Genomic DNA, 24598 nt, shown 5'->3' with positions numbered 1-24598 from the left:
AAGGATTATCAAATGGCTTATGATCTCATCGTCATCGGAAGCGGCCCCGGCGGCTATGTCTGCGCCATCAAGGCGGCGCAGTTGGGCATGAAGGTTGCCGTGATCGAAAAGCGCGCCACCTATGGCGGCACCTGCCTCAATGTCGGCTGCATTCCCTCCAAGGCGCTGCTGCATGCTTCCGAGATGTTCCATCACGCGCAGCACGGCCTTGAGGCGCTCGGCGTGGAGGTCGCAAGCCCGAAGCTCAATCTCGAAAAGATGATGGCCCACAAGGACGCGACCGTTAAGGCGAATGTCGACGGCGTCTCCTTCCTCTTCAAGAAGAACAAGATCGATGGCTTCCAGGGCCTGGGAAAGGTTCTCGGCCAGGGCAAGGTTTCCGTCACCAACGACAAGGGCGAGGAGCAGGTCCTCGAAGCGAAGAACGTCGTCATCGCCACCGGCTCGGACGTCGCCGGCATTCCCGGCGTCGCGTTCGAGTTCGACGAGAAGGTCATCGTCTCGTCGACCGGTGCGCTTGAGCTGGAAAAGGTGCCGGCGAGCATGATCGTCGTCGGCGGCGGCGTCATCGGCCTCGAGCTCGGCTCCGTCTGGGCACGCCTCGGCGCCAAGGTGACGGTGATCGAATTCCTCGACACGATTCTCGGCGGCATGGACGGCGAGGTCGCCAAGCAGCTCCACCGGATGCTGACGAAGCAGGGCATCGACATCAAGCTCGGCGCCAAGGTGACTGGCGTTACCAAGCCTGGCAGCGGCGCAAGGGTCACCTTCGAGCCGGTCAAGGGCGGCGATTCCGCCACGCTCGATGCAGATGTCGTGCTGGTCGCGACCGGCCGCAAGCCCTGCACCGAGAACATGGGTCTCGCCAAGGCCGGCGTCGTGCTCGACTCGCGCGGCCGGATCGAGGTCGACCGTCACTTCCAGACGAGCATCACCGGCGTCTACGCGATCGGCGACGTCGTGCGCGGCCCGATGCTCGCGCACAAGGCCGAGGACGAAGGCGTGGCCGTAGCGGAAATCATCGCCGGTCAGGCCGGCCATGTGAACTACGATGTCATTCCGGGCGTCGTCTATACCCAGCCGGAGGTCGCCTCCGTCGGCAAGACGGAGCAGGAGCTGAAGGCTGCCGGTATCGCCTACAAGGTCGGCAAGTTCCCCTTCACCGCCAATGGCCGCGCCCGGGCGATGCTTCAGACGGACGGCTTCGTCAAGATCCTCGCCGACAAGGAGACCGATCGCGTACTCGGCGGCCACATCATCGGCTTCGGCGCCGGCGAGATGATCCACGAGATCGCGGTGCTGATGGAGTTCGGCGGCTCGTCCGAGGATCTCGGCCGCACCTGCCACGCGCACCCGACGATGTCGGAAGCTGTGAAGGAGGCGGCGCTCTCCACCTTCTTCAAGCCGATCCATATGTGACAAATAGCGCGGGGGCTGCGACAAGTGGCCCCCTGCTTCGCGCCGAAATCCGGCGCAATCATGGACCATTCACCGCAGCCATGACCGCCTCAGATTGGCGGGAACGGCGAAGGCGAAAGGGGAAGCGTTCATGAGACCACGAAGCGTTGCCGCCAGGCTGCCGAACGCTTGGCTTCCCGGAGCCGACTGGGCGGACCGCTACGAACTTCTCGTCTTCGGCGAGCGGATGACTGCGGCCGAGGCGGCGCGGCGAGCGCTTGGAAGCGCACCCGCCTGGGTGCAAAGTCTCCTTGCATTGCGCAACCGCCTCGCGTCTCTCATCGGTCTGAACGCAGCCGCGCCCCCCGCGCATTCCGGCCTGATCGGCACCTTTCCGCTGCTGCACAGCGACGATCGCGAAGCCGTTGTCGGCTATGATGACCGCCACCTGGATTTCCGTATCGTCGTCGATGTGCGCGAAGGGCCGGCCGACAGCCAGGTTATCGGCATGACCACCTTGGTGCGCCGCAGGAATTTTTTCGGCCGGCTCTATCTCGCTGCCGTCATGCCCTTCCACAAGGCGATCGTCCCGACATTGCTGGCGGGGTTGAGCGACCGGCCGCGAGCGGCGGTCAGTTGACAGGTGTCACGGTAAATCCCTGCTGCCGCAGGAGCTCCACGAGGCCCTCCTTGCCGGGAAGATGCAAGGCGCCGACGGCCATGAAGGCGCCGCCATCCTTCAGCATGGGCGCAGCCCGTTCCGCCATGATCTTGTTGCGGTCGATGATGATGCGCTGCTCGAAATCCGCATAGCCGACATCGTCGGACGAAACATCCGCGGAGACGAATTTCATCATCGGCATGATCATGCCGGTATCGCCGGAGAGGTAGAGGTCCGTGGTCGTTGCGAGCACGTCGTCCATGGTCTTGCCGAGGGCGAGCGTCTGGATCAGTGCGCTTAGATGCAGTTCGACCGGCAGCGAATCCATGGCCGCAAGCTGCTCGACCAGCGTTTCCAGGCCCCTCAAGCTCTTGCCCTCTTTCACCGCATCCTCCGCGAGCTTCTTGTCGAGGAAGGAGGCGCCGGCTGCCTTGCGCGAGAACTCGCAGGTCGGCAACGCCACGAAGCTTGCGATCATCCAGGGCTTCATCTTGGCCACGAGCGGCAGGGGAATTCCCCGCGCCTTCAGTCCCGTCTCGAGGCGCGCCCGATCCTCCGGCTTCAGGAAGTCGTTGATCGTCCTGTTATCGGCGAACATGGTGAGGTCGGGCCGCATCATGATCGCGGCGCTGGCCTTCTTGTCGTCGACGATCTCGTCGGATTCGACGATAACGGTCCGAGCTTCGGCGAAGGCGTCAGCGGCACCGGCTGGCATTGCCAGCACGCGCGGGTCGGTCACATGCATGGTGCCGAGCAGAAAGGAAGGTTGAGAGCGCCCGCCCTCGATTTTCCAGAGAAGGCCCTTTCCATTGGGGATGGCCGCGGCCTCTTCGCGCAGAGCCACCAATCGGGCGGGGTCGGAGCGCTCGAGTGCCATCAATATGTTGTCGCCGCCGCAATCCGCGTCTTCCGCCCTTGCAGCCGACACGGAGAGCAATGCGATGATGAGACTTGCGGCAAGGACCACATGCAGGAGCGCAATGAGCCCCAAGAGGCCGTCGGCCGCTTTGGCCGCAAGATCGCGAACGGGTCTGGTGATCGTCGTCATGGGTGCCCCCGGCAATGAGCTGGAACCCTACGCCCCCTCGGTCACGGGTTCCTTAACGAGGTTGGTTAACGGACAAGCATGCCGGATTTTAGGCGCGGGGATGAGCGCGGTCGTAGATTTCCAGGAGCCGCGTGGAATCGACGCCGGTATAGACCTGCGTCGTCGAGAGGCTGGAATGGCCGAGCAGCTCCTGGATGGTGCGGAGATCACCGCCGCCCGCCAGAAGATGGGTGGCGAAGGAGTGGCGCAGTGCGTGCGGCGTCGCCGAATCGGGCAGACCGAGTGCGGCGCGAAGCTTCTGCATCTCGCGCTGGATGATCGCGGGCTGGAGCCTCGCGCCGCGGGCGCCGCGGAAGAGCGGTTCACCGGGACCGAGGTGGTAGGGGCAGAGCTTTCTGTAAACCACAACCGCCTCGCCGGCCGCGGCGATCAGCGGCACGATCCGCGTCTTCCCGCCCTTGCCCGTGACGCGCAGTGATGTCACCGTATCCGCGAAGTCGCCGGGCGTGAGGTCGAGCGCTTCCGATATGCGCAGGCCGCAGCCGTAGAGCAGCGTGAGTACGGCGGCGTTGCGCGCTGCGATCCAAGGCTCCTCCGCGAGTTGCGCGTCGGCCGTCACGACCTTCAGCGCCTCGCGGTCGGTCAGCGGCTTCGGCAGGGACTTCGGCTGCTTCGGCGAACGCACGGCGCCCGCGCCCGCGGCATTGGCGAGGCCGTTCTTCTCGAGATATCGCAGAAAAGAGCGCAAGCCCGCCAATCCGCGCCCAAGGGTGCGCGCGCCGGCGCCGCCTTTGCGCCGATGCGCCAGAAACCCGCGCAGATCGGCCGGCCGCAGGGCACGGATATCAGCAAGCCGGGGCGGGCCGGCGAGGTGTCCGGTCAGAAAGGTCAAGAATTGCCGCGTATCTCGCTCATAGGCGTCGATGGTCTTTTCCGAGAGCCGGCGTTCCTCGGCGAGGCTTGCAAGCCACCGCTTACGCTCCGCCATCACTTCGGGATGGCCAATCACAAGAAGCTCGTTCATCGTCGGTCCAGCGATCACCAGGGAACGAGGAGATCTCAGCGATTTTCCGCCCGCACCCCTGCTTCCTTCGTTGATTTGGTTGCGTCGAGCATGCCATCGGCGCCTTATGTTTTTGCTAACGTACAGTTGTTTGCCGATAAGCACTTGGAATTTGTCATTGTTCGATCATATTGAACTGCGATGTTCGGTCAGCAGCGGCGGATGGGACCATGGCAAGACGTGATTCGGCGAGCGCTCTGGCGCATTTTGCAGAGGCAATTGCGCTGGTCTCGCAAGGGCGTCCCGGCCATATCGTCGACACGCTGATCGCCGAGCGCGGCCGGCGGATCGTTCGCCATCCCCTGTGGCCGGTGATGCGGCCCTTTCTCTACACGCTCCTCAACTACGGCAAGGCGATCGAATTCGCCAATGCGGTCGCCAACATGCCCGGCTTCCAAGCCTTCGAGCATCTGAGTTCGCTGCTCGCGCTCGACATTCGCGTCGACAAGCCGGAGCGCATCCCGGAAAAGGGCGGCTTTCTGCTCGTCAGCAACCATCCGACCGGCATCGCCGACGGCATCGCAGTCTTCGATCTCCTGAAGAACCGCCGGCCGGACATGATGTTCTTCGCCAATCGCGATGCCATCCGCGTCAATCCGCGTTTCGTCGAAATGGTCATCCCCGTCGAATGGCGCGAGGAATACAAGTCGAAGCTCAAGGCGCGCGAGACCTTACAGGTGACCAACCGGGCGATCGAGGAAGGCAAGGCCACCGTGCTCTTCCCGTCCGGACGTATCGCCTATTGGGCGGACGGGCGGCTCAACGAGCGCCCCTGGAAAAGCTCCGCGGTCAGCTTCGCGCGCAAATACGGCCTGCCGGTCCTGCCCGTGCACATGAGCGCACGCAATTCCGGCCTGTTCTACTGGTTCGCCAAATGGTCGACGGAACTGCGCGACATGACCGTCTTTCACGAGCTCCTGAACAAAAAGGGCGACCTTTTCGATTTTCGCGTCGGCAATCCGATCGCACCCGAAGCGCTCGACGGCGATCCGACGGAAGTGACTCGCGCGCTTGAAAGACATACGGTTTTTGAGCTTGCCAGGGATAGTGATGCGATGTTCGCGCCGTCGGCCAGGTAGATCTGAGCAGCGGCTCTTCTCCATGTGCGGCTTCTCATCCCGCCTACCGGCCACCTTTTCCCCGCAAGCGGGGCGAAGGAGACTCGCGGCGACCCTCAAGTCCCCTCTCTCTGCTTGCGGGAAAAGCGTTAGGGTGAAGGGCAGATCCCACGCAGCGCGACCCGAACGCACGAAGGCCTCGCATTGCTGCGAGGCCCTGCAAAAGTCCTAAGTCCGTATGCTCAGGCGATCTTCTGGCCGGTCTTCGCCCAGTCGGCAAGGAACATTTCGAGGCCCTTGTCGGTCAGCGGGTGCTTGACCAGTGCCTTCAGCGTTGCAGGCGGAGCGGTGATGACGTCGGCGCCGATGAGGGCGGCCTCCTTGACGTGGTTGACGGTCCGGATCGAGGCGGCGAGGATCTCGGTCTCGAAGCCGTAATTGTCGAAGATGTGGCGGATTTCGCGGATCAGATCCATGCCATCGAAGGCGATGTCGTCGAGGCGGCCGATAAAGGGCGAGACGAAGGTCGCGCCGGCCTTGGCGGCAAGCAGCGCCTGATTGGCGGAGAAGCAGAGGGTGACGTTGGTCTGGTGGCCGTCGGAGGTCAGCGCCTTGCAGGCCTTGAGACCGTCAAGCGTGAGCGGCAGCTTGATGCAGATATTGTCGGCGATCTTCGAAAGTGCGGCCGCTTCCTTCATCATCTCGCTATATTCGGTCGCGGTCACCTCGGCCGAAACCGGCCCTTCGACGATCGAGCAGATTTCCTTGGTGACTTCGACGATGTCGCGGCCCGACTTCAGGATCAGCGACGGATTGGTGGTGACGCCGTCGAGCAGGCCGAGATCGTTCAGTTCCCGGATTTCCTTCACATCGGCGGTATCAACGAAAAATTTCATGGGAGTCTTCCTTTGGCACTCAGCCGTTCGGGCGCCTCTCCGCCGGCAGGAAATTCCAAGACGGAAATCGCGCGCGTTGAAACTCGGGTGGAACCGTGACAAACCCTGCTTCCGGCAAGGCAGCGGTTCGCTGCGCAGTTTTCTTTAGCGGAAAGCGGTGGCAAGGTCACGGCAAAATGACTCTTGATTCAACCGATTTATTCGGGGCCCTGTTCGACCGCCGCGTGGTGCCCGTGCTGGTGCCCATGCCGGCGCCGAAGGCCTATTCCTACGTGGTGCCGGACGGCATGGCCGTCCAGCCCGGGTCGATCGTGCAGGTACCGCTCGGACCCCGCCTCGTCGTCGGTGTCGTCTGGGATGGCGGTGAGGAGAGCGACGTCGACCCGAAGAAGCTGAAGGAGATCGAGAAGGTCTTCGACTGCCCGCCGCTCAACCGCGAGATGCGCGCCTTTCTCGACTGGGTGGCGGCCTATACGGTGACGCCTCCGGGGCTCGTCGCCCGCATGGCGCTCAGGGCGCCGACGGCTTTCGATCCCGAGCCGATGGTCGAAGCGCTGCGCCTGACCGATATGCGACCGGAGCGGATGACGACGGCGCGCGAGCGGGTGATTGCCGCAGCGAGCGACGGATTTTCCTGGACCCGCTCCGGACTTGCCCATGCTGCGGGCGTCTCCTCCAGCGTCATCGACGGCCTTGCCTCCCACGGCGTGTTCGAAACGGTGTTCATGCCGCCGCCGCCCGTCGTCGCGGCGCCCGATCCGGATTTCGCCGCCCCTCGTCTGGAGGGCGCTCAGAAAGACGCGGCCGCCGACCTGTTGACGGCGGTCGAAGAGCGCAAGTTCTCCGTCTCGCTGATCGACGGCATTACCGGCTCCGGCAAGACCGAGGTCTATTTCGAGGCGATCGCCGCCACCTTGCGCGCCGGCAAGCAGGTGCTGATCCTGCTGCCGGAGATCGCGCTCACGGCAAGCTTCCTGGAACGCTTCCATGACCGCTTCGGCGCCAAGCCGGCCGAGTGGCATTCCGACCTTGCGCCGCGCATCCGGGAGAAAGTGTGGCGGCAGGTGACGACCGGCCAAGTGCGCGTCGTCGCCGGCGCCCGCTCGGCGCTTTTCCTGCCCTTCGAGGATCTCGGGCTCATCATCGTCGACGAGGAGCACGACCCGGCCTACAAGCAGGAGGATCGCGTTTTTTACAACGCCCGCGACATGGCCGTCGTGCGCGGCCGGATCGGCGGTTTTCCGGTGGTGCTGGTTTCAGCCACGCCGTCGGTCGAAAGCCGGGTCAATGGTGAGGTCGGCCGCTACCGGCCGATCCACCTGCCGACCCGCTTCGGCGACGCAGCGCTGCCCGATCTCGGCGTCGTCGACATGCGCCGCCACCCGCCGCAACGCGGCGGCTTCCTCTCGTCGGTGCTCTTGAACCATATCGGCAAGACGATTGGACGCGGCGAACAGGCGCTCCTGTTCCTGAACCGCCGTGGCTATGCGCCGCTCACGCTTTGCCGCGTCTGCGGCCATCGCTTCCAATGCCCGGACTGCTCGAGCTGGCTCGTCGAGCACCGCTTCCGCGGACAGATCCAGTGCCACCATTGCGGCTATTCGGAGAGGACGCCGGAGGCCTGTCCCGAATGCGGCACGCTCGATCATCTGGTCGCCTGCGGCCCCGGCGTCGAGCGCATTGCCGAGGAGGTCGATCGGCATTTCCCCGAGGCTCGCACCATTGTGCTTTCCTCCGATCTCATGGGCGTCAAACGGCTGCGGCTCGAGCTCGAGGCGATCGCCCGTGGCGAGGCGGACATCGTCATCGGCACGCAGCTCGTAGCCAAGGGGCACAATTTTCCTATGATGACGCTGGTCGGCATCGTCGATGCCGATCTCGGCCTTGCCAATGGCGATCCGCGTGCGGCCGAACGGACGTTCCAGCTCCTTTCGCAGGTGACGGGACGCGCCGGGCGGACCGGTTTGAAAAGTCTGGGGCTCTTGCAGACCTATCAGCCGCAGCATCCGGTGATGCAGGCGATCGTCTCGGGCGATTCCGATGCTTTTTACGAGCGCGAAATTCAGGAGCGGGAGAGGGCGGCACTGCCGCCCTTCGGCCGGCTCGCCTCGATCATCGTATCGGCCGATACGCGCGGCGATGCCGAAGGCCACGCCCGCGGATTGCGCAACGCCGCCCCGCGCGTCGAGGGAATTTCCGTGCTCGGGCCAGCCGAGGCGCCGCTCGCGCTCATCCGCGGCCGGCATCGCTTCCGCCTTCTCGTGCATGGGCGGCGCAACAGCGACATGCAGTCTTTCCTGAAGGCGATGATCGCCGCGGGACCGAAGGAACGCGGATCGATCAGCGTCCAGCTCGACGTCGATCCGCAGAGTTTCCTGTGATCGAATCTCCTTTGGCGATACAGCGGATTCCCTTTGGCGCCGACATGCGCTAGACCAATGGCGCGCCGACGAGGAATCGTGGGCGGTGTATGCACTGAGATGATTTGCCGCAGGGATGGCCATGGAGTTCTATATTCCGACGGAAACCGGGGAGTTCCTGGCCTTCTGCGCCGCCGCGATGGCGGCACTGATCGGCCTTGTCATGCTCTTCGCGCCTCGCCTTACCTTTCGCGCCGCCGGCATCGGTGTCGCAGAGGGACGTCGCGGCGGACTGGCGGAGGCCCGCTCCACCATGGGCGGAATGCATCTGGGCCTCGGTCTCGCGGCCCTCATGCTGGCGCAAACCTGGGTCTATCTCGCCGTCGGAGCCGCCTTCGCACTCGCTGCCTTCGGCCGCATGCTTTCGATGATGAGCGACAATGGCGTCACGCTTTTCAACTGGGCCGCGCTCGCCGTCCAGTTGGCGCTTGCGATCCTGCCGCTTGCCTATGTCTTCGGGCTGATCTGACCCGCCGGAGACGGCCTGCAGCAGGCTGCAACGGAATTTACAGCAAATATCGACTGAACCAGCCGACTTATGCCGCATTCGTGCCCTTGGCGTGTTGCGAGTCCAAACATCCTATGCTAGACGAACCGCGAATTGCGGGGGAAGTGGGTCGAACGGCCTCGATGTCCTGCGAGTTATTGCAGCAAATTCAAGATGTTAAGTCAACGGTTCGCCGCTGCTGACGTTCTTGGATGATTTTGAGAGAAGCTTGTGCCCGTGGCAGACACATCCCAGCTTATTTCCGGTGTTGCAGAACGATATGCATCCTCTCTCTTCGAGCTGGCGCTCGAGGCTGGTTCCGTCGAGGCGGTCGGCGCCGATCTCGCTCGCGTCCAGGCACTGATCGACGGCAGCGAGGATCTCAAGCGTCTCATCGTCAGTCCCGTGTTTTCCGCCGAAGACCAGTTCAAGGCCGTTTCGGCGCTCGTCGAGAAGTTCGGCTTCTCCGGGCTCACCGGCAACTTCCTCAGGGTCGTCGCGCGCAACCGCCGCCTCTTCGCGCTGCCGGGCGTCATCAAGGCCTTCCGCCTGATCGCTGCGCGCCACCGGGGTGAAATCACTGCCGACGTGACGTCGGCGCATGCGCTGACTGAAGCGCAGCAAACCGAATTGAAGGCGACGCTGAAAGGCGTCACCGGCAAAGACGTGGCGGTCAACGTCACCGTCGACCCGTCTATTCTTGGAGGTCTGATCGTCAAGGTCGGGTCCCGCCAGATTGACACCTCCCTTCGCACCAAACTCTCTACCCTTAAGCTTGCACTGAAAGAGGTCGGCTGATGGATATCCGCGCCGCGGAAATTTCCGCAATTCTCAAAGATCAGATCAAAAATTTCGGCCAGGAAGCAGAAGTCTCCGAAGTCGGTCAGGTGCTCTCCGTCGGTGACGGTATTGCCCGCGTCTACGGCCTCGACAATGTCCAGGCAGGCGAGATGGTCGAATTCCCGGGCGGAATTCGCGGCATGGCGCTGAACCTCGAAGCCGATAACGTCGGTGTCGTTATCTTCGGCTCCGACCGCGACATCAAGGAGGGCGACATCGTCAAGCGGACCGGCGCCATCGTGGACGTCCCGGTCGGCCCGGAACTGCTCGGCCGCGTCGTCGACGCGCTCGGCAACCCGATCGACGGCAAGGGCCCGATCAACGCCAAGCAGCGTGCCCGCGTCGACATCAAGGCGCCTGGCATCATTCCGCGCAAGTCGGTGCATGAGCCGATGTCGACCGGCCTCAAGGCGATCGACGCCCTCATCCCGGTCGGCCGCGGCCAGCGCGAGCTCGTCATCGGGGACCGCCAGACCGGCAAGACCGCGATCATCCTCGACACCTTCCTGAACCAGAAGCCGATCCACGACAACGGCCCGGAGCAGGACAAGCTCTATTGCGTCTACGTCGCCATCGGCCAGAAGCGCTCGACGGTTGCGCAGTTCGTGAAGGTTCTCGAAGAGCGCGGCGCTCTGCAGTACTCGATCATCATTGCCGCCACCGCCTCCGATCCGGCGCCGATGCAGTATCTCGCTCCGTTCGCCGGCTGCACGATGGGCGAATACTTCCGCGACAACGGCAAGCATGCGCTGATCGGCTATGACGACCTTTCCAAGCAGGCCGTCGCCTACCGTCAGATGTCACTGCTTCTCCGCCGCCCGCCGGGCCGCGAAGCCTATCCGGGCGACGTCTTCTACCTGCATTCCCGTCTTCTGGAGCGCGCTGCAAAGCTCAATGACGACAACGGCGCCGGCTCGCTGACGGCTCTGCCGGTCATCGAGACGCAGGGCAACGACGTGTCCGCGTTCATTCCGACCAACGTGATCTCGATCACCGACGGTCAGATCTTCCTTGAAACCGACCTGTTCTACCAAGGCATCCGCCCGGCCGTTAATGTCGGTCTGTCGGTTTCGCGCGTCGGTTCCTCCGCTCAGATCAAGGCGATGAAGCAAGTCGCCGGCTCGATTAAGGGCGAACTCGCGCAGTACCGCGAAATGGCCGCTTTTGCGCAGTTCGGCTCCGACCTCGACGCCGCGACGCAGCGCCTCCTGAACCGCGGCGCCCGCCTGACCGAACTCCTGAAGCAGCCGCAGTTCTCGCCGCTGAAGACGGAAGAACAGGTCGCGGTCATCTTCGCCGGCGTCAACGGCTACCTCGACAAGCTGCCGGTCAACGAAGTCGGCAAGTTCGAACAGGGCCTGCTTTCCTATCTGCGTTCGGAAGGCAAAGCCGTCCTCGACACGATCCGCACGGAAAAGGCGATCTCGGACGACACCAAGGCCAAGCTGAAGACCGCAATCGACAGCTTCGCCAAGTCTTTCGCCTGAGCGGACCTCAACTAGGACGGACAACGGATGCCTTCACTTAAGGATCTGAAAAACCGGATCGCCTCCGTCAAGGCGACGCAGAAGATCACCAAGGCGATGAAGATGGTCGCCGCGGCGAAGCTTCGGCGTGCCCAGGAGGCGGCCGAGGCCGCCCGGCCCTATTCGCAGCGCATGGCTGCCGTTCTCGCCAATATCGCCCAGGCGGTCGGCGCGGACGACGCCGCGCCACGGCTGATGACGGGCACCGGCCGTGACGACACGCATCTGCTGATCGTCTGCACCGCCGAGCGCGGCCTCTGCGGCGGCTTCAACTCGCAGATCGCCCGCTTTGCCCGCGATCATGTGCGCAAGCTGCTTGCCCAGGGCAAGACGGTCAAGATCATCTGCGTCGGCAAGAAGGGCTTCGATATTCTGCGGCGCGAATTCGCTTCGCTGATCATCGACCGCGTCGACCTGCGTGAAGTCAAGAAGATCGGCTTCGAGAACGCGGACCGGATCGGGCACAAGGTCATCGAACTCTTCGAAAACGGCGAGTTCGACGTCTGCACGTTGTTCTATTCCGAGTTCAAGTCCGTCATTTCGCAGATCCCGACCGCGCAGCAGCTCATCCCGGCGACGGCGGGCGAGGTTTCCGCCGAGGCCGAGACCGCATCGGCGATCTACGAATACGAGCCGGATGCTGCGGCCATCCTCAGCGACCTCATACCGCGCAACATTTCGGTGCAGATCTTCCGGGCCCTGCTCGAGAACGTCGCCGGCGAAATGGGCGCCAAGATGAGCGCCATGGACAATGCGACGCGCAATGCCGGTGAGATGATCAACAAGCTGACGCTCAACTACAACCGTCAGCGTCAGGCGCAGATCACCAAGGAACTCATTGAAATCATCTCTGGCGCGGAAGCGCTCTAAGGTTACGAGAAGAGGGTCAGAATATGGCTAGGGCAGCTACCCCGAAAGAAACCGCAGCGGCGAAGAAGCCTGCTGCTCCGAAGAAGGCAGCTTCCGCCAAGACAGCCGTTGCGGCTACGGGTGCTGTCGGCCGCGTGACGCAGGTCATCGGCGCCGTCGTCGACGTCTCGTTCGAAGAAGGCTATCTCCCGCAGATCCTGAACGCGCTGGAAACCGACAACAAGGGTAACCGCCTCGTTCTCGAAGTCGCCCAGCACCTCGGCGAAAACACCGTCCGCACGATCGCCATGGACTCGACCGAAGGTCTCGTCCGCGGCCAGTCGGTCGTCGACACGGGCGGCCCGATCGCCGTTCCGGTCGGCAAGGAAACGCTCGGCCGCATCATGAACGTCATCGGCGAGCCGGTCGATGAAGCCGGCCCGGTCGAGACCTCGGCCCGCCGCGCCATCCACCAGGACGCCCCGGCTTATGTCGACCAGTCGACGGAAGCGCAGATCCTCGTCACCGGCATCAAGGTCGTCGACCTGCTCGCTCCTTACGCCAAGGGCGGCAAGATCGGCCTCTTCGGCGGTGCAGGCGTCGGCAAGACCGTTCTGATCATGGAACTGATCAACAACGTCGCCAAGGCACACGGCGGTTACTCCGTCTTCGCAGGCGTCGGTGAGCGTACCCGCGAAGGCAACGACCTCTACCACGAAATGATCGAATCGGGCGTGAACAAGCACGGCGGCGGCGAAGGCTCCAAGGCTGCGCTGGTTTACGGCCAGATGAACGAACCGCCGGGTGCGCGCGCCCGCGTGGCGCTCACCGGTCTGACGGTCGCCGAGCACTTCCGTGACGAAGGCCAGGACGTTCTCTTCTTCGTCGACAACATCTTCCGCTTCACCCAGGCGGGCTCGGAAGTGTCGGCTCTGCTCGGCCGCATCCCGTCGGCCGTGGGCTATCAGCCGACGCTCGCCACCGACATGGGCGCGATGCAGGAGCGCATCACCACGACGACCAAGGGCTCGATCACCTCGGTTCAGGCGATCTATGTTCCGGCCGACGACTTGACCGACCCGGCGCCGGCGACTTCGTTCGCCCACCTTGACGCCACGACCGTTCTGTCGCGCTCGATTGCGGAAAAGGGCATCTACCCCGCGGTGGACCCGCTCGACTCGACCTCGCGCATGCTCGACCCGATGATCGTCGGCGAAGAGCACTATGAAGTGTCGCGCAAGGTGCAGTCGACCCTGCAACGCTACAAGGCGCTCCAGGACATCATCGCCATCCTCGGCATGGACGAGCTTTCCGAAGAGGACAAGCTCGCCGTCGCCCGCGCCCGCAAGATCGAACGCTTCCTGTCGCAGCCGTTCTTCGTCGCCGAAGTCTTCACCGGCTCGCCGGGCAAGCTGGTCGCTCTCGAAGACACGATCAAGGGCTTCAAGGGCCTCGTCAACGGCGAGTACGACCACCTGCCGGAAGCCGCCTTCTATATGGTCGGCTCGATCGAGGAAGCTATCGAGAAGGCGAAGAAGCTGGCTGCCGAAGCCGCCTAATTGCATCGTGAACCGTGGCGCGGAGCGACCGCGCCATGGTTTTCATTCCGCCGCGGCTCAAGCGGTTGAGAACATGCACAGCCGCCGCCATCTCGCGGTGCGCTTACCGGAAGTGAATGGTCATGGCCGACAGTTTCAATTTTGAGCTTGTTTCCCCCGAGCGCCTGCTGCTCTCCGAAAAGGTTACGGAAGTCGTCATTCCGGCGACCGAGGGTGAGATGACCGTGATGGCCCATCACGCGCCGACCATGACGACCGTCAAGCCGGGTGTGGTCACGGTGAAGACGGCCGGCGGCAAGACCGAGCGTTTCGCCGTCTTCGGCGGCTTCGCCGATATCCTGCCCGATGGCTGCACGCTCCTTGCCGAATCGGCGGTCCATGTCGACGAGCTCGATCGTACGATCCTCGAGAACCGCATCGACGCGGCGCGCGCCGAACTCGAAGGCGCTGTCGACGAGAAGAAGACGCGCATCGAACAGTTCATCGCCGAGCTGACGAAGCTCGGGGAGATCGTCATCCCCGCCTGAAAGGGACATCCCGACGAGGGATAATGCTCATCGAACCCCGCCTCGAGCGGGGTTTTTCGTGTTTAAGGCAATCGCCTCCGTTCGTTGTCAGCAACATTTGACGACGGGTCGAGTGACAGTCGCCGCTTACAGAGCGTGTTCAAATGCACCTCACGCTAGCCCTCTCCCCACAAGTGGGAGAGGGCCGAGTATCGCCGCACCGCCTCCTCATGGGGGAGGGGGAACGGTCGGGTGCCGCGGGTCTCCTTCGCTCCGCCTGCGGGGAAAAGGTGGCCGGCAGACCGGATGAGGGGGATGGGCGGCTCCGGGCGAGACTGCCGTGAACGCAAAATGCCCGGATCGTGTCCGGGCATTTTGGGTCTCTCTTCCGAGGATGAGCATCAATCGCCCCAGAGGAGCGGGGCAAAACTCAGCTCGCCGCGCGTTCCTCGTGCTTCTGAGCGTAATAGCGGCCGAAGCGGTTGGCGAGGAAGGTGTCGAGCGCGATGTCTTCCTGGCGCACGAAGCCCTTTGTCGGGATCTTGCCTTCGGCGAGCAGGTCGAGCACGGCGCAGATGCTGCCGGCCGTCGTGATCTGGATGCCGCTCTGCATGCGTCCTGCAACGACGCCGCTATAGACCTTGTTGGCGTAGGTCTCCTGGATCAGGCGGCCTTCGCGGTAGCCGGAGACGGTGACGAAGATGACGACCACATCCTGGGTCGTCGTCGGCAGTGCATTCTCGAGAATGTCCTTCAGCACCTCGCGGCGGTGACGCAGGCCGAGGTCATTGAGAAGCGCCTTGAAGATTGCGGCGTGACCGGGATAGCGGATCGTCTTGTAGTTCAGCGTCCGCACCTTGCCCTTAAGCGTCTCGCAAAGGGTGCCGAGGCCGCCGGAGGTGTTGAAGGCTTCGTAGGTGACTCCGTCGAGCGAGAACTCCTCGCGCTCTTCCATTGCCGGAACTTCGATCAGAGAACCCTCGACGATCGCCTCGCAGGGCTCGATATATTCGTTGATGACGCCGTCCGTGCTCCAGGTGAGATTGTAGTTGAGCGCATTGGACGGGTATTGCGGCAGGGCGCCGACGCGCATGCGCACGCTCTCGAGCGTGTCGAAATGCCTGGTGAGATCGTTGGCGACGATCGAGATGAAGCCGGGAGCGAGGCCGCATTGCGGGATGAAGGCCGTCTTCGCTTGTGCCGCAATCGTCTTGACCTGGCGGGTCGACTCGACGTCCTCGGTGAGATCGAGATAGTGGATCTCCGCCTCGGCTGCCGCCTCGGCGATCGCGACTGTAAGATGGAAGGGCGCGGCGCTCAGCATCGCGAACTTGCCGGCGAGCAGGCCGGCCAGCGCATTGCGGTCGGCAATGTCGATGACGGCGGTCGAAATTGCATCGTGCTTTTCGATCTGCGCCAGCTGCTCGGCGCTGCGATCGGCGACGCAGACCCGATATTCGCCGGTATGCGCCAGCATGCGCGCAATGGTCGAGCCGATCTTGCCGGCGCCGATGACGACGATGTCTTTCATTCTTCTTTTTTCCCAGGGTATGAGCTTCTTCAGTCGTAATTATCCTGCCGGATTCCGTTGATTTGAAGCGTCGATCTGGCTAAATCGCCGGGAAGAGATCGGCATTTCGCCGATCGGAGTCGACGATATGCAAATGACCGACAAAGATCGCGAACTGCTCGCCGTGCTGAGCGAGAACGCCCGCATGCCGACCGCGACGATCGCCCGCCGACTCGGTCTCTCTCGCACGACGGTACAGGCGCGCATCGAGCGGCTGGAGCGCGAAGGGGTGATCGCAGGCTACGGCGTGCGGCTTTCGGAGGGCTATGAGCAGGGCCTCGTCAAGGCGCATGTGCTGGTCACCATCGCGCCCCGGGCGCTGAGCCGGGTTACGCCGGAACTCGCGGCGATCCGCGAGATCCGCACGCTGCATTCGGTGAGCGGCAGCTTCGATTTGATCGCCGTTGTTGCCGCAGCCTCGATCAGCGAACTGGACCATTTGATCGATCGAATCGGCGAAATCGAAGGCGTCGAAAAGACGCTATCGTCGATCATCCTCTCGACGCGGATCGATCGCTGACGATTGCGATCCCGCATCAGTGCCTGGGCGTTGCGGCCGGTCGCCCGCGCCCGCCCGCGTGTCTGCCGGCGCGCTCGCCATATCCCAGCCGCTCGGGCCTCGGACGAAGGAGACGATCGAGCCGTCGCCGGGCGGCAGCCATCTCTCGCGGTCGAAATAGACCTCGGCAACGCTCTTCGGTCGCGTCCGCGCCGCCTGATTGGCGAGGAAATTGTACCTGGGCGTTTCGCCCGATTCCCGCTTCAGCTGGATGCGGCTGCCGAAACGTTTGAGATCGAACTCCTTCAACGCCTGGATCTTCAAGGCGATGCTGGTGCTATCGGCCCAGCGGACCTCGGTCAGGAAGACGGAAGCAGCCTTCGCCGCCGCACTCGTGACGGCCTGCGTGTCCTCAGCGTTCTCGATGTTGAGCTTCACGCGGAAGGAGGTGATCTCATCCTCGCCGCTGCCCTTGACCAAGATGAAAATGGACGAGCTTTGCCCCTCGCCCGGGCGGGGAAAGGGAACGAGCGTGGAGCATTCCCACCGGCCGCTCTCGGCCGACTTCCATTCGAGGTCGCGGAAGCCAGCCTCGCGCAGGCCTTCGCAAAGCGCACGCGGGTCGCTGCGGATTTCGCGGATGAATTGCTGCTCCGGCGTCTTGAGGTCCGCAAAGATCTGGGTGGGCAGGAGTGCTTTTTGCGGTTCCGGCCGCTTGCGCGGCGCAGCATGCTCGGGCAGCCGCTCCTTTTCCGGCGGCTTGATCTCAAGACCCATTGCGGCGAGGAGTTGTTTCAGGTTGCGTTGTTCATTGGCGAAGAGCACGGTCGCGAGAATTGCCGTGAAGATCAGCGCGACGGCGATCAAGAAGAAAGCGACGCCGGAACGGCCTTCCTGCTTCTCCTCCATATCCCCTCATTGCTCCGCCTTAGCGCGGGACGCGTGTTTCCGCTCCCGCATCGCATCTTTTGAAGACGGCGCACAATACGGGATCATCGCGCCGGCGTCCAAGAGGCGTCGTGCTCGAAACAGCCGAGAGAGGCAGATGGCGGGAGCGCAAACGTCGCTCTCCCAGGCTTGCGCCGCGGCCCCTCCCCAACTCCTCCACACAAGGGGAAGAGGGCTTTGGAACGATTCGACCTGAGACCACCTATTCCACGCTCGTTCGCCGCGCCTCCATGCGCGCCGTCTTCCAGGTGGAATAGGCGAAGGCGAGGAGGAAGATCGCCGTCATCAAGAGCACGATCGTCGGGGCCGGGGCGCTGTCGATGAAAAAGGAGAGATAGACGCCGGAAAAGGAGGCAATGGCGGCGACCGCGACGGCGACGATCAGCATGCCGCGGAACGTCCGCGTGACGAGATAGGCGATCGCGCCGGGGGAGATCAGCATGGCGATGGCAAGGATCAGCCCGACCGCCTTGAGCGCGCCGACGATCGTTAGCGACAGGATCGCCAGCAAACCGTAATGCAGCCACCCGACCGGCAGGCCGACGGCGCGTGCCTGCGCCGGATCGAAGGCATGCAGCAGGAGATCGCGCCACTTGAAGGCGAGGATGCCGGCTGCCACGGCCGCGATGAGGCCCGTCTCGAGAATGTCGCCCCAGCCGATGCCGAGCATGTCGCCGAAGAGGATATGATCGAGATGCACGTCGCTCTGGATGTTCACGTAGAGGACGAGACCGAGGCCGAACATGCCGGAAAAGACGACGCCCATCACCGTGTCCTGTTTAATGCGGCTGTTGTCCTTGAGATAGCCGGTGAGGAGTGCGCAGCACATGCCGGCGGCAAAGGCGCCGGCGGCGAGCGGTAGGCCAACGATATAGGAGACGACGACGCCGGGGAAGACCGCGTGCGAGATCGCGTCGCCCATCAGCGACCAGCCCTTCAGCACGAGGAAGCAGGAGAGCATCGCCGTCGGGATCGCGACCAGAACCGAGATCAGGAGCGCGTTGCGCATGAACTCGAATTCGAACACGGCAAGGAGCATGTCGAGCGAGATCATCCTGCGGTCTCCAATGCTTCAGATGCGCGGCGACGGGCGGCAAGCAGTCCGTGCTTGGGGGCAAGCACGAAGGCGAGCAGGAAGATCGCCGTCTGCAGCACGATGATGATGCCGCCGGTCGCGCCGTCGAGGAAATAGCTGGAATAGGCACCGACGAAGCTCGTCAGCGCGCCGATGGCGATGCTGATCACGATCAGCCGCGGGAAGCGGTCGGTGATGAGGTAGGCGGTTGCGCCGGGCGTCACGACCATGGCGATGACGAGAAAGGCGCCGACGGTCTGCAAGGCCGCGACCGTGCAGGCCGAGAGCAAGGTGAAGAACAGCACCTTCAGGAAAGTCGTATTGATGCCGATCGAACGGGCGTGGCTTTCGTCGAAGAAGGTCACCATTAGGTCCTTCCATTTCGCCGATAGGATCACGAGCGAGACGATGCCGATGAGAGCGAGTTGCAGCGTGTCGGCCGGGGTGATCGCGAGGATATTGCCGAGCACGATCGTCTGGATGTTCACCGAGGTCGGCGACAGCGACACCATGAAGAGGCCGAGGCCGAAGAAGGAGGTGAAGATCAGGCCGATGATCGTGTCCTCCTTCAATCGCGTGCGCTGATTGAGGAAGAGCATGGCGGCCGCGGCGAGCGCTCCGGAGAAGAAGGCGCCGAGCGAGAAGGGGAGGCCGAGCATATAGGCGCCGGCAACGCCCGGCACGATCGCGTGCGAAAGCGCGTCGCCGATCAGCGACCAGCCCTTCAGCATCAGATAGGCCGAGAGGAAGGCGCAGACGGCGCCGACGAGCGCGCTGACCCACATGGCATTCACCATGTAAGTGTAGGTGAACGGCTCGAGAAGCGTGGCGATCATTCCTTGTCCGCCTCGGATGGGGTTTCGGGCTTCGCGGGCTGCGTCACCATCTGCCCCTTCGCGCCGTACATGACGAGCGGCCGTTCATCGTCGGTGATGACGGCAAGCTGGCGAGGATCGGCATCGTCGTGCAGGTTCTCTCCACCGAGCACGAAGTGGCGCAATACGCCGCCGAAGGCGAGTTCGAGATTGTCACGGGTGAAGGTCGTTGCGGTCGGCCCGTAGGCAAGCACCGTGTTTTTCAGAAGGATAGTGCGATCGCAGAATTCCGGCACGCTGCCGAGATTGTGGGTGGAGACGAGCATCACGCGACCTTCCTCGCGAAGCGCGACGAGCAGGCGGATGATCGCATCCTCGGTCTTGACGTCGACGCCGGTGAAGGGCTCGTCGAGCAGGATGACGCGGCCGTCCTGCGCGAGCGCCCGGGCCAGGAAGACGCGCTTCTTCTGGCCGCCGGAGAGTTCGCCGATCTGGCGCTTGCGGAAATCGCTCATCCCGACCCTAGCCAATGCCGCCTCGACCGCCTCGTGGTCGGCGTGCTTCGGCATGCGCAGCATGTTCATGTGACCGTAGCGGCCCATCATCACCACGTCCTCGACAAGGACGGGGAAATTCCAGTCGACCTCCTCGGCCTGGGGCACATAGGCGACGAGGTTCTTCTTCAGCGCCTGCGGTACGGTGAGGCCGAGTATCGAAATATCGCCCTTTGCCAGCCGGACGAAGCCCATGATCGCCTTGAAGAGCGTCGACTTGCCGCTGCCGTTGACGCCGACGAGAGCGGCGATCGTGCCGGTCGGGATCTTGAAGGAGGCATCGCGCAGCGCCCGGTGGCCGTTGCGATAGGTCACCGTGGCGCCGCTGACGCGGATGCCGTCTGCTTCCTCTTTTGGAACCGCTTTCGGATAGGCGCGGGCCTTTTCCTGAAGGTTCATTGCGATAAGCCTTTCGCGATCGTTTCCGATGTAACGCGCAGGAGATCGAGATAGGTCGGAACGGGGCCGTCGGCCTCGCTCAGGGAATCGACATAGAGCACGCCGCCGTATTTTGCACCCGTCTCGCGCGCGACCTGCTGGGCAGGATCGGGCGAGATCGTGCTTTCGGAGAAGACCACCGGAATGTGGTTGGCCCGCACCACGTCTATTACTTTGCGCACCTGCTGCGGCGTGCCTTGCTGGTCGGCGTTGATCGGCCAGAGATAGAGCTCCTTCAGGCCGAAATCGCGGGCGAGATAGCTGAAGGCGCCCTCGCTCGAAACGAGCCAGCGTTTCTCCGCCGGGATTTTCTCGAGTTCGGCGCGGATGGGTGCGATCGTCGCCTCGATCTTCTTCTTGTAGGCCTCGGCATTCGCCTTGTAGATCTCGGCGTTTTCCGGATCGTGCTTCACGAAAGCATCGCGGATGTTGTCGACATAGATCAGAGCTGCGGAAGGCGACATCCAGGCGTGCGGGTTCGGCTTGCCGGTATAGGGGCCTTCGGCAATCCCCATCGGCTCGACGCCTTCGGAGACGACGACGCCCGGAATGTCATCGAAATTCTGGAAGAACTTTTCGAACCAGAGCTCAAGGTTGAGCCCGTTCCATAAAATGAGATGGGCGTCATGCGCCTTCAGGATATCGCGCGGGGTCGGCTGGTAGTTGTGGATCTCCGCCCCCGGCTTGGTGATCGATTCGACGGTTGCCGCGTTGCCGGCAACGTTCCGCGCCATATCGGCAATGACTGTGAAGGTGGTGACGGCCTTGAACTTTTCCGCTGCGGCGGCGGTGCCGGGCAGGAGGGAAAAGGCAGCCATTGCCGCTGCTGCCGCCAGTATCATGCGCCTCGTCGGATCGATCATTCAGCTCTCCTCTTTGCAGACCTACATTATGGGTAGGCGAATGGCCTGCATAAGTCAATGCAAATGAGAACCATTTGCAACTAGCTATTTTCAAACAGATGACCCTTGGCTAGTGTCGCCGGATGAGAAAGACGAAGAATCGGATCGAGGAACTGGAAGGAATCCTGCGTGAAGGCGGCGTGCGCGTCACGCGTCAGCGGGCGGCGATCCTCAAGATTCTGGCCGAGGCGGAAGACCATCCGGACGCCAGCGAACTGCACCGGCGGGCAAAGGAAATCGACGCGACGGTGTCGCTCTCGACCGTCTACCGGACGCTGTCCGCGCTGGAGCAGCAGGGTGTCGTGCAGCGGCACGCCTTCGAGAGCGCGACTGCCCGGTTCGAGACGGCGGATGCGCCGCATCACGACCATCTGATCGACATCGAAACGGGCGCCGTGATCGAGTTCCGTTCCGACAAGATCGAGCAGCTCCAGGCGGAGATCGCTGCCGAGCTCGGCTACGACCTGGTGCGCCACCGGCTGGAGCTCTATTGCCGCAAGCGCAAGGACTGAGCGGTCAGCCTTTCGGGACGACCGCCGGCACCGCGCGTCCGGCGGGCATGGTCATGGCGGCGACCCCGAGGATGACGCAGCCGAGCCCCAGCCACGCCGTCGCTGACAGCGTCTCGCCGAGAAACAGCACTCCGATCGCAACGCCGATGGGAACGCGAACGTAAGCCTGAGCCGTCGCACCGACGGAGCCGAGCGTTTGGATCAGGCGGAAATAGATGGCGAAGGCCAGTGCTGTGGAGAAGACCGAGAGGCCGAGGAGCGCCGTCAGAGACTGGGCCGAAGGCGTGAGCGTCCACGGCTGGTCGACGATCAGGCTCGCTGGGACGAGCAGAGCGGCGCCCGAGATCAGCGATCCGGCGGCGGGGATGATCGGATCGAGGTCCTTGAAGCCCTTGCCGAAGATCGCGGCGCCCGCATAGCAGACCGTCGCAATGACCACCGCGATCTGTGCCGCGAGTTGATCACCGATACCGCGAAACGCCTCCAAACCGATGACCAAGCTTGTGCCCGTCAGCCCGGCAACGACGCCGACGAACTTGCGCGTGGTAACCGCCTCGTGGCGGGTGATTAGCGCCGTCAGCAGGAAGGCGAAGATGGGCGTGGTGGAATTGAGGATCGCTGCGACGCCGGCGTCGATCGTGCGCTCGGCCCATGCGATTAGCGTGAACGGAAGGACGCTGTTGAGGCAGGCCTGGAACAGAAGGCGCCGCCAAGTGGCCGCGTCACGCGGCAGCGAGAGGCCGCGCCAGCCGATGACGGCGAGAAGGATCGCCCCGGCGATCAGGGTCCGGGCGGCGATCAGCGTTATCGGCGGAATGGTTTCGACGCCGATCTTGATGAAGGTGTAAGAGGCGCCCCAGAGCGTCGCGAGAGCGAGAAGAAGCAACAGTTCGCAAGCGATGTTTGTTTTGGCGGCAGCGATCATCGATCAGTCCTTGAAGCGAGTCCATGCCGCTCTTCTAACCTCGCTGGAGAGACGGATGCTTCGGTCCCGATCGAAGTGTGGTGAGATCTCCCTGGGCGGGAGATCTCCACTGCATGTTTTTGTCCTTAAATCGGGTACGGTTTAACCAAACATGCAGTAACGAAAACCGGGGCTGTTTCCAGCCCCGGTGCCGCATCTCCGGTATCGCGGCACCGCCCGAAACTCCGGGCGGTGCCTTTGTCATTGGATTAGTTCGTCTGCCAGCTCTTGACCAGTTCGTCGTAGTTGACGGTGATCGGCTTTTCCTTCTCGTTCTCGACCTTCAACTGCGGAGCGAGGTTGCCGGCCTTGACGGCTTCCGCATTCCAGTATTCGAGATCGTGCTCCTCGGCGAGCTTCGGACCGATGTCGCCCTGGATGCCGGCGCGTTCGAGGCGCTGCAGCACCTTCTCCTGCTCGGCGCAAAGCGAGTCCATGGCTTCCTGCGCGGTCTTGGCACCGGAAGAGGCGTCGCCGATCGCCTGCCACCAGAGCTGTGCGAGCTTCGGATAGTCAGGCACGTTGGTGCCGGTCGGCGACCACTGCAGGCGGGCCGGCGAACGGTAGAACTCGATCAGGCCGCCGAGCTTCGGCGCGCGATCGGTGAAGCTCTGGTGATCGAGCGTCGACTGGCGGATGAAGGTGAGGCCGACATGGCTCTTCTTCACGTCGATGGTCTTCGAGGTGACGAACTGCGCGTAGAGCCAGGCGGCCTTGGCGCGGTCGTCGGGCGTCGACTTCAGAAGCGTCCAGGAGCCGGCGTCCTGATAGCCGAGCTTCATGCCGTCCTTCCAGTAGACGCCATGCGGGCTCGGAGCAAAACGCCACTTCGGCGTGCCGTCAGCGTTCACGACCGGCAGGCCTTCCTTCACGAAGCTGGCGGTGAAGGCGGTATAGGTGAACATCTGCTGGGCGATCTCGCCTTGCGACGGAACCGGACCGGATTCCGAGAAGGTCATGCCCTGGGCGGCAGCCGGCGCATAGGCCTTCATCCAGTCGAGATATTTCTGGATGGCGTAGACCGAGGCCGGGCCGTTGGTATCACCGCCGCGTGCGACGCAGGAGCCGACGGGGCGCGAGTTCTCGTCGACCCTGATGCCCCACTCGTCGACCGGCTTGCCGTTCGGGATGCCCTTGTCGCCGTTGCCGGCCATCGACAGCCAAGCGTCGGTGAAGCGCCAGCCGAGGGACGGGTCCTTCTTGCCGTAGTCCATGTGGCCATAGACCTTCTTGCCATCGATCTCGCGGCCGGTGAAGAATTCGGCGATGTCCTCATAGGCCGACCAGTTGACCGGGACGCCGAGGTCGTAGCCGTACTTGGCCTTGAACTCCTCCTGGTTCTTCGGATCGTTGAACCAGTCGTAGCGGAACCAGTAGAGGTTCGCGAACTGCTGATCGGGAAGCTGGTAGAGCTTGCCGTCCGGAGCCGTGGTGAAGGACTTGCCGATGAAGTCGTCGATGTCGAGGTTGGGATTGGTGACGTCCTTGCCCTCGTTCGCCATGAAATCCGTCAGGCTGCGCGCCTGCTGATAGCGCCAATGGGTGCCGATCAGGTCCGAGTCGTTGATGTAGGCGTCGTAGACGTTTTCGCCCGACTGCATCTGCGTCTGCAGCTTTTCGACGACGTCGCCTTCACCGATCAGGTCATGCGTGATCTTGATGCCGGTGATCGCAGTGAACGCCGGGGCCAGCACCTTCGATTCGTATTCATGGGTGGCGATCGTTTCGGAGACGACCTTGATCTCCATGCCGGCGAAAGGCTTCGCCGCATCGACGAACCATTGCATTTCCGCTTCCTGGGCGGCGCGGTCGAGCGAGGAGAGATCGGCAATTTCCTTGTCCAGGAACTGCTTTGCCTCTTCCATGCCGGCGAATGCCGAGCCGGTAAGTGCCAGCAGCATAGCCGCCGTCGTTGTCAAAAGGTGCCGTCGCATCAATTCCTCCCTTGGGTTTTGCGATTGCGTTTCCTTGCAGTTTCGAAGGGCGCGCTGGCGGCGTGCCCTTCATTCC

At 63.2% G+C, this 24598-nt stretch carries 23 protein-coding genes; 12 read left to right on the top strand and 11 right to left on the bottom strand.

Translation table 11 applies throughout. The annotated features are described in order from the left end of the window. The first annotated feature begins 12 nt into the window (after positions 1–12). Positions 13–1419 (top strand): dihydrolipoyl dehydrogenase, encoded by a 1407-nt coding sequence (gene lpdA / locus AYK65_RS15600; RefSeq protein ID WP_046120521.1) that lies wholly within the window; start codon positions 13–15, stop codon positions 1417–1419. A gap of 130 nt (positions 1420–1549) precedes the next feature. After that, positions 1550–2038: a DUF2867 domain-containing protein gene (locus tag AYK65_RS15595; protein ID WP_046120520.1), complete on the top strand. Its 489-nt coding sequence runs from the start codon at positions 1550–1552 to the stop codon at positions 2036–2038. Here the strand turns inward: AYK65_RS15595 and AYK65_RS15590 are convergent. Together AYK65_RS15590 and AYK65_RS15585 are read right to left on the bottom strand one after the other, a co-directional pair. Then, entirely contained in the window at positions 2031–3107 is a 1077-nt protein-coding gene (locus tag AYK65_RS15590) for a TraB/GumN family protein (RefSeq protein WP_081158932.1), read from the bottom strand. The two genes, AYK65_RS15595 and AYK65_RS15590, sit on opposite strands and share 8 nt — an antisense overlap. 88 nt (positions 3108–3195) lie before the next feature. Beyond that, the gene (locus AYK65_RS15585) at positions 3196–4131 is read right to left on the bottom strand and encodes a tyrosine recombinase XerC (protein WP_026615523.1); all 936 of its coding nucleotides are present in this window, start codon (positions 4129–4131) and stop codon (positions 3196–3198) included. 209 nt (positions 4132–4340) lie between these two features. On the opposite strand from AYK65_RS15585, the gene AYK65_RS15580 reads away from it, so the two are divergent. Beyond that, entirely contained in the window at positions 4341–5249 is a 909-nt protein-coding gene (locus AYK65_RS15580; RefSeq protein ID WP_026615524.1) for a GNAT family N-acetyltransferase, read from the top strand. Between the two features lie 221 nt (positions 5250–5470). Here AYK65_RS15580 and fsa read toward each other — a convergent pair whose 3' ends face one another. Further along, a complete protein-coding gene (fsa, locus tag AYK65_RS15575; RefSeq protein ID WP_026615525.1) occupies positions 5471–6124 on the bottom strand; it encodes a fructose-6-phosphate aldolase in 654 nt (217 codons plus the stop codon). Positions 6125–6300: 176 nt separating this feature from the next. Between fsa and AYK65_RS15570 the strand changes: the two genes are divergently transcribed. The 7 genes from AYK65_RS15570 to AYK65_RS15540 all read left to right on the top strand — a co-directional run bounded on the left by AYK65_RS15570 (position 6301) and on the right by AYK65_RS15540 (position 14332). Then, a complete protein-coding gene (locus AYK65_RS15570; protein WP_081158930.1) occupies positions 6301–8505 on the top strand; it encodes a primosomal protein N' in 2205 nt (734 codons plus the stop codon). Between the two features lie 121 nt (positions 8506–8626). Continuing rightward, positions 8627–9013, top strand: coding sequence for an AGROH133_08824 family phage infection protein (locus tag AYK65_RS15565; protein ID WP_046120683.1), 387 nt, complete (start codon positions 8627–8629; stop codon positions 9011–9013). 249 nt (positions 9014–9262) lie between these two features. Next, the gene (locus tag AYK65_RS15560) at positions 9263–9829 is read left to right on the top strand and encodes a F0F1 ATP synthase subunit delta (RefSeq protein WP_046120518.1); all 567 of its coding nucleotides are present in this window, start codon (positions 9263–9265) and stop codon (positions 9827–9829) included. After that, on the top strand, positions 9829–11358 hold the full coding sequence (atpA, locus tag AYK65_RS15555) for a F0F1 ATP synthase subunit alpha (RefSeq protein WP_081158929.1): 1530 nt from the start codon (positions 9829–9831) through the stop codon (positions 11356–11358). Before AYK65_RS15560 ends, atpA begins: the two co-directional genes overlap by 1 nt. Before the next feature lie 27 nt (positions 11359–11385). Continuing rightward, positions 11386–12267 (top strand): F0F1 ATP synthase subunit gamma, encoded by an 882-nt coding sequence (locus AYK65_RS15550; RefSeq protein WP_046120516.1) that lies wholly within the window; start codon positions 11386–11388, stop codon positions 12265–12267. Between the two features lie 23 nt (positions 12268–12290). Then, the gene (atpD, locus tag AYK65_RS15545; RefSeq protein ID WP_026615531.1) at positions 12291–13805 is read left to right on the top strand and encodes a F0F1 ATP synthase subunit beta; all 1515 of its coding nucleotides are present in this window, start codon (positions 12291–12293) and stop codon (positions 13803–13805) included. A gap of 122 nt (positions 13806–13927) precedes the next feature. Beyond that, on the top strand, positions 13928–14332 hold the full coding sequence (locus AYK65_RS15540) for a F0F1 ATP synthase subunit epsilon (RefSeq protein WP_026615532.1): 405 nt from the start codon (positions 13928–13930) through the stop codon (positions 14330–14332). A 409-nt stretch (positions 14333–14741) separates the two neighbouring features. Here AYK65_RS15540 and AYK65_RS15535 read toward each other — a convergent pair whose 3' ends face one another. Continuing rightward, complete coding sequence (locus AYK65_RS15535) at positions 14742–15842, bottom strand: saccharopine dehydrogenase family protein (protein ID WP_046120515.1); 1101 nt, start codon at positions 15840–15842, stop codon at positions 14742–14744. Positions 15843–15969: 127 nt separating this feature from the next. Here AYK65_RS15535 and AYK65_RS15530 point away from each other — a divergent pair, with 127 nt between their 5' ends. Next, a complete protein-coding gene (locus AYK65_RS15530; protein ID WP_046120514.1) occupies positions 15970–16401 on the top strand; it encodes an Lrp/AsnC family transcriptional regulator in 432 nt (143 codons plus the stop codon). Here AYK65_RS15530 and AYK65_RS15525 read toward each other — a convergent pair. From AYK65_RS15525 to AYK65_RS15505, 5 genes are all read right to left on the bottom strand, one after another. Then, positions 16363–17289 carry a DUF6030 family protein gene (locus AYK65_RS15525; protein WP_244559983.1) on the bottom strand — a complete coding sequence of 309 codons (927 nt, stop codon included), beginning with the start codon at positions 17287–17289 and terminating at the stop codon, positions 16363–16365. The genes AYK65_RS15530 and AYK65_RS15525 overlap by 39 nt on opposite strands. Positions 17290–17530: 241 nt before the next feature. Continuing rightward, positions 17531–18382, bottom strand: coding sequence for a metal ABC transporter permease (locus AYK65_RS15520; RefSeq protein ID WP_081158928.1), 852 nt, complete (start codon positions 18380–18382; stop codon positions 17531–17533). Further along, positions 18379–19239 (bottom strand): metal ABC transporter permease, encoded by an 861-nt coding sequence (locus AYK65_RS15515; RefSeq protein WP_026615536.1) that lies wholly within the window; start codon positions 19237–19239, stop codon positions 18379–18381. The genes AYK65_RS15520 and AYK65_RS15515 overlap by 4 nt, the downstream gene beginning before the upstream one ends. After that, the gene (locus tag AYK65_RS15510) at positions 19236–20171 is read right to left on the bottom strand and encodes a manganese/iron ABC transporter ATP-binding protein (protein WP_046120513.1); all 936 of its coding nucleotides are present in this window, start codon (positions 20169–20171) and stop codon (positions 19236–19238) included. Before AYK65_RS15510 ends, AYK65_RS15515 begins: the two co-directional genes overlap by 4 nt. Next, positions 20168–21073 carry a metal ABC transporter substrate-binding protein gene (locus AYK65_RS15505; RefSeq protein WP_026615538.1) on the bottom strand — a complete coding sequence of 302 codons (906 nt, stop codon included), beginning with the start codon at positions 21071–21073 and terminating at the stop codon, positions 20168–20170. Before AYK65_RS15505 ends, AYK65_RS15510 begins: the two co-directional genes overlap by 4 nt. A 122-nt stretch (positions 21074–21195) precedes the next feature. Here AYK65_RS15505 and AYK65_RS15500 point away from each other — a divergent pair, with 122 nt between their 5' ends. Then, a complete protein-coding gene (locus tag AYK65_RS15500) occupies positions 21196–21624 on the top strand; it encodes a Fur family transcriptional regulator (protein WP_026615539.1) in 429 nt (142 codons plus the stop codon). A 4-nt stretch (positions 21625–21628) separates the two neighbouring features. Here AYK65_RS15500 and AYK65_RS15495 read toward each other — a convergent pair whose 3' ends face one another. Together AYK65_RS15495 and AYK65_RS15490 are read right to left on the bottom strand one after the other, a co-directional pair. After that, the gene (locus AYK65_RS15495) at positions 21629–22549 is read right to left on the bottom strand and encodes a DMT family transporter (RefSeq protein ID WP_046120512.1); all 921 of its coding nucleotides are present in this window, start codon (positions 22547–22549) and stop codon (positions 21629–21631) included. Positions 22550–22797: 248 nt separating this feature from the next. Then, positions 22798–24522 carry an ABC transporter substrate-binding protein gene (locus AYK65_RS15490; RefSeq protein WP_026615540.1) on the bottom strand — a complete coding sequence of 575 codons (1725 nt, stop codon included), beginning with the start codon at positions 24520–24522 and terminating at the stop codon, positions 22798–22800. Positions 24523–24598 lie beyond the last annotated feature (76 nt).

It is taken from the genome of Ensifer aridi, from assembly GCF_002078505.1.
Lineage (GTDB): Bacteria > Pseudomonadota > Alphaproteobacteria > Rhizobiales > Rhizobiaceae > Sinorhizobium > Sinorhizobium aridi.
This window is presented reverse-complemented; position numbering and strand designations above follow the sequence as displayed.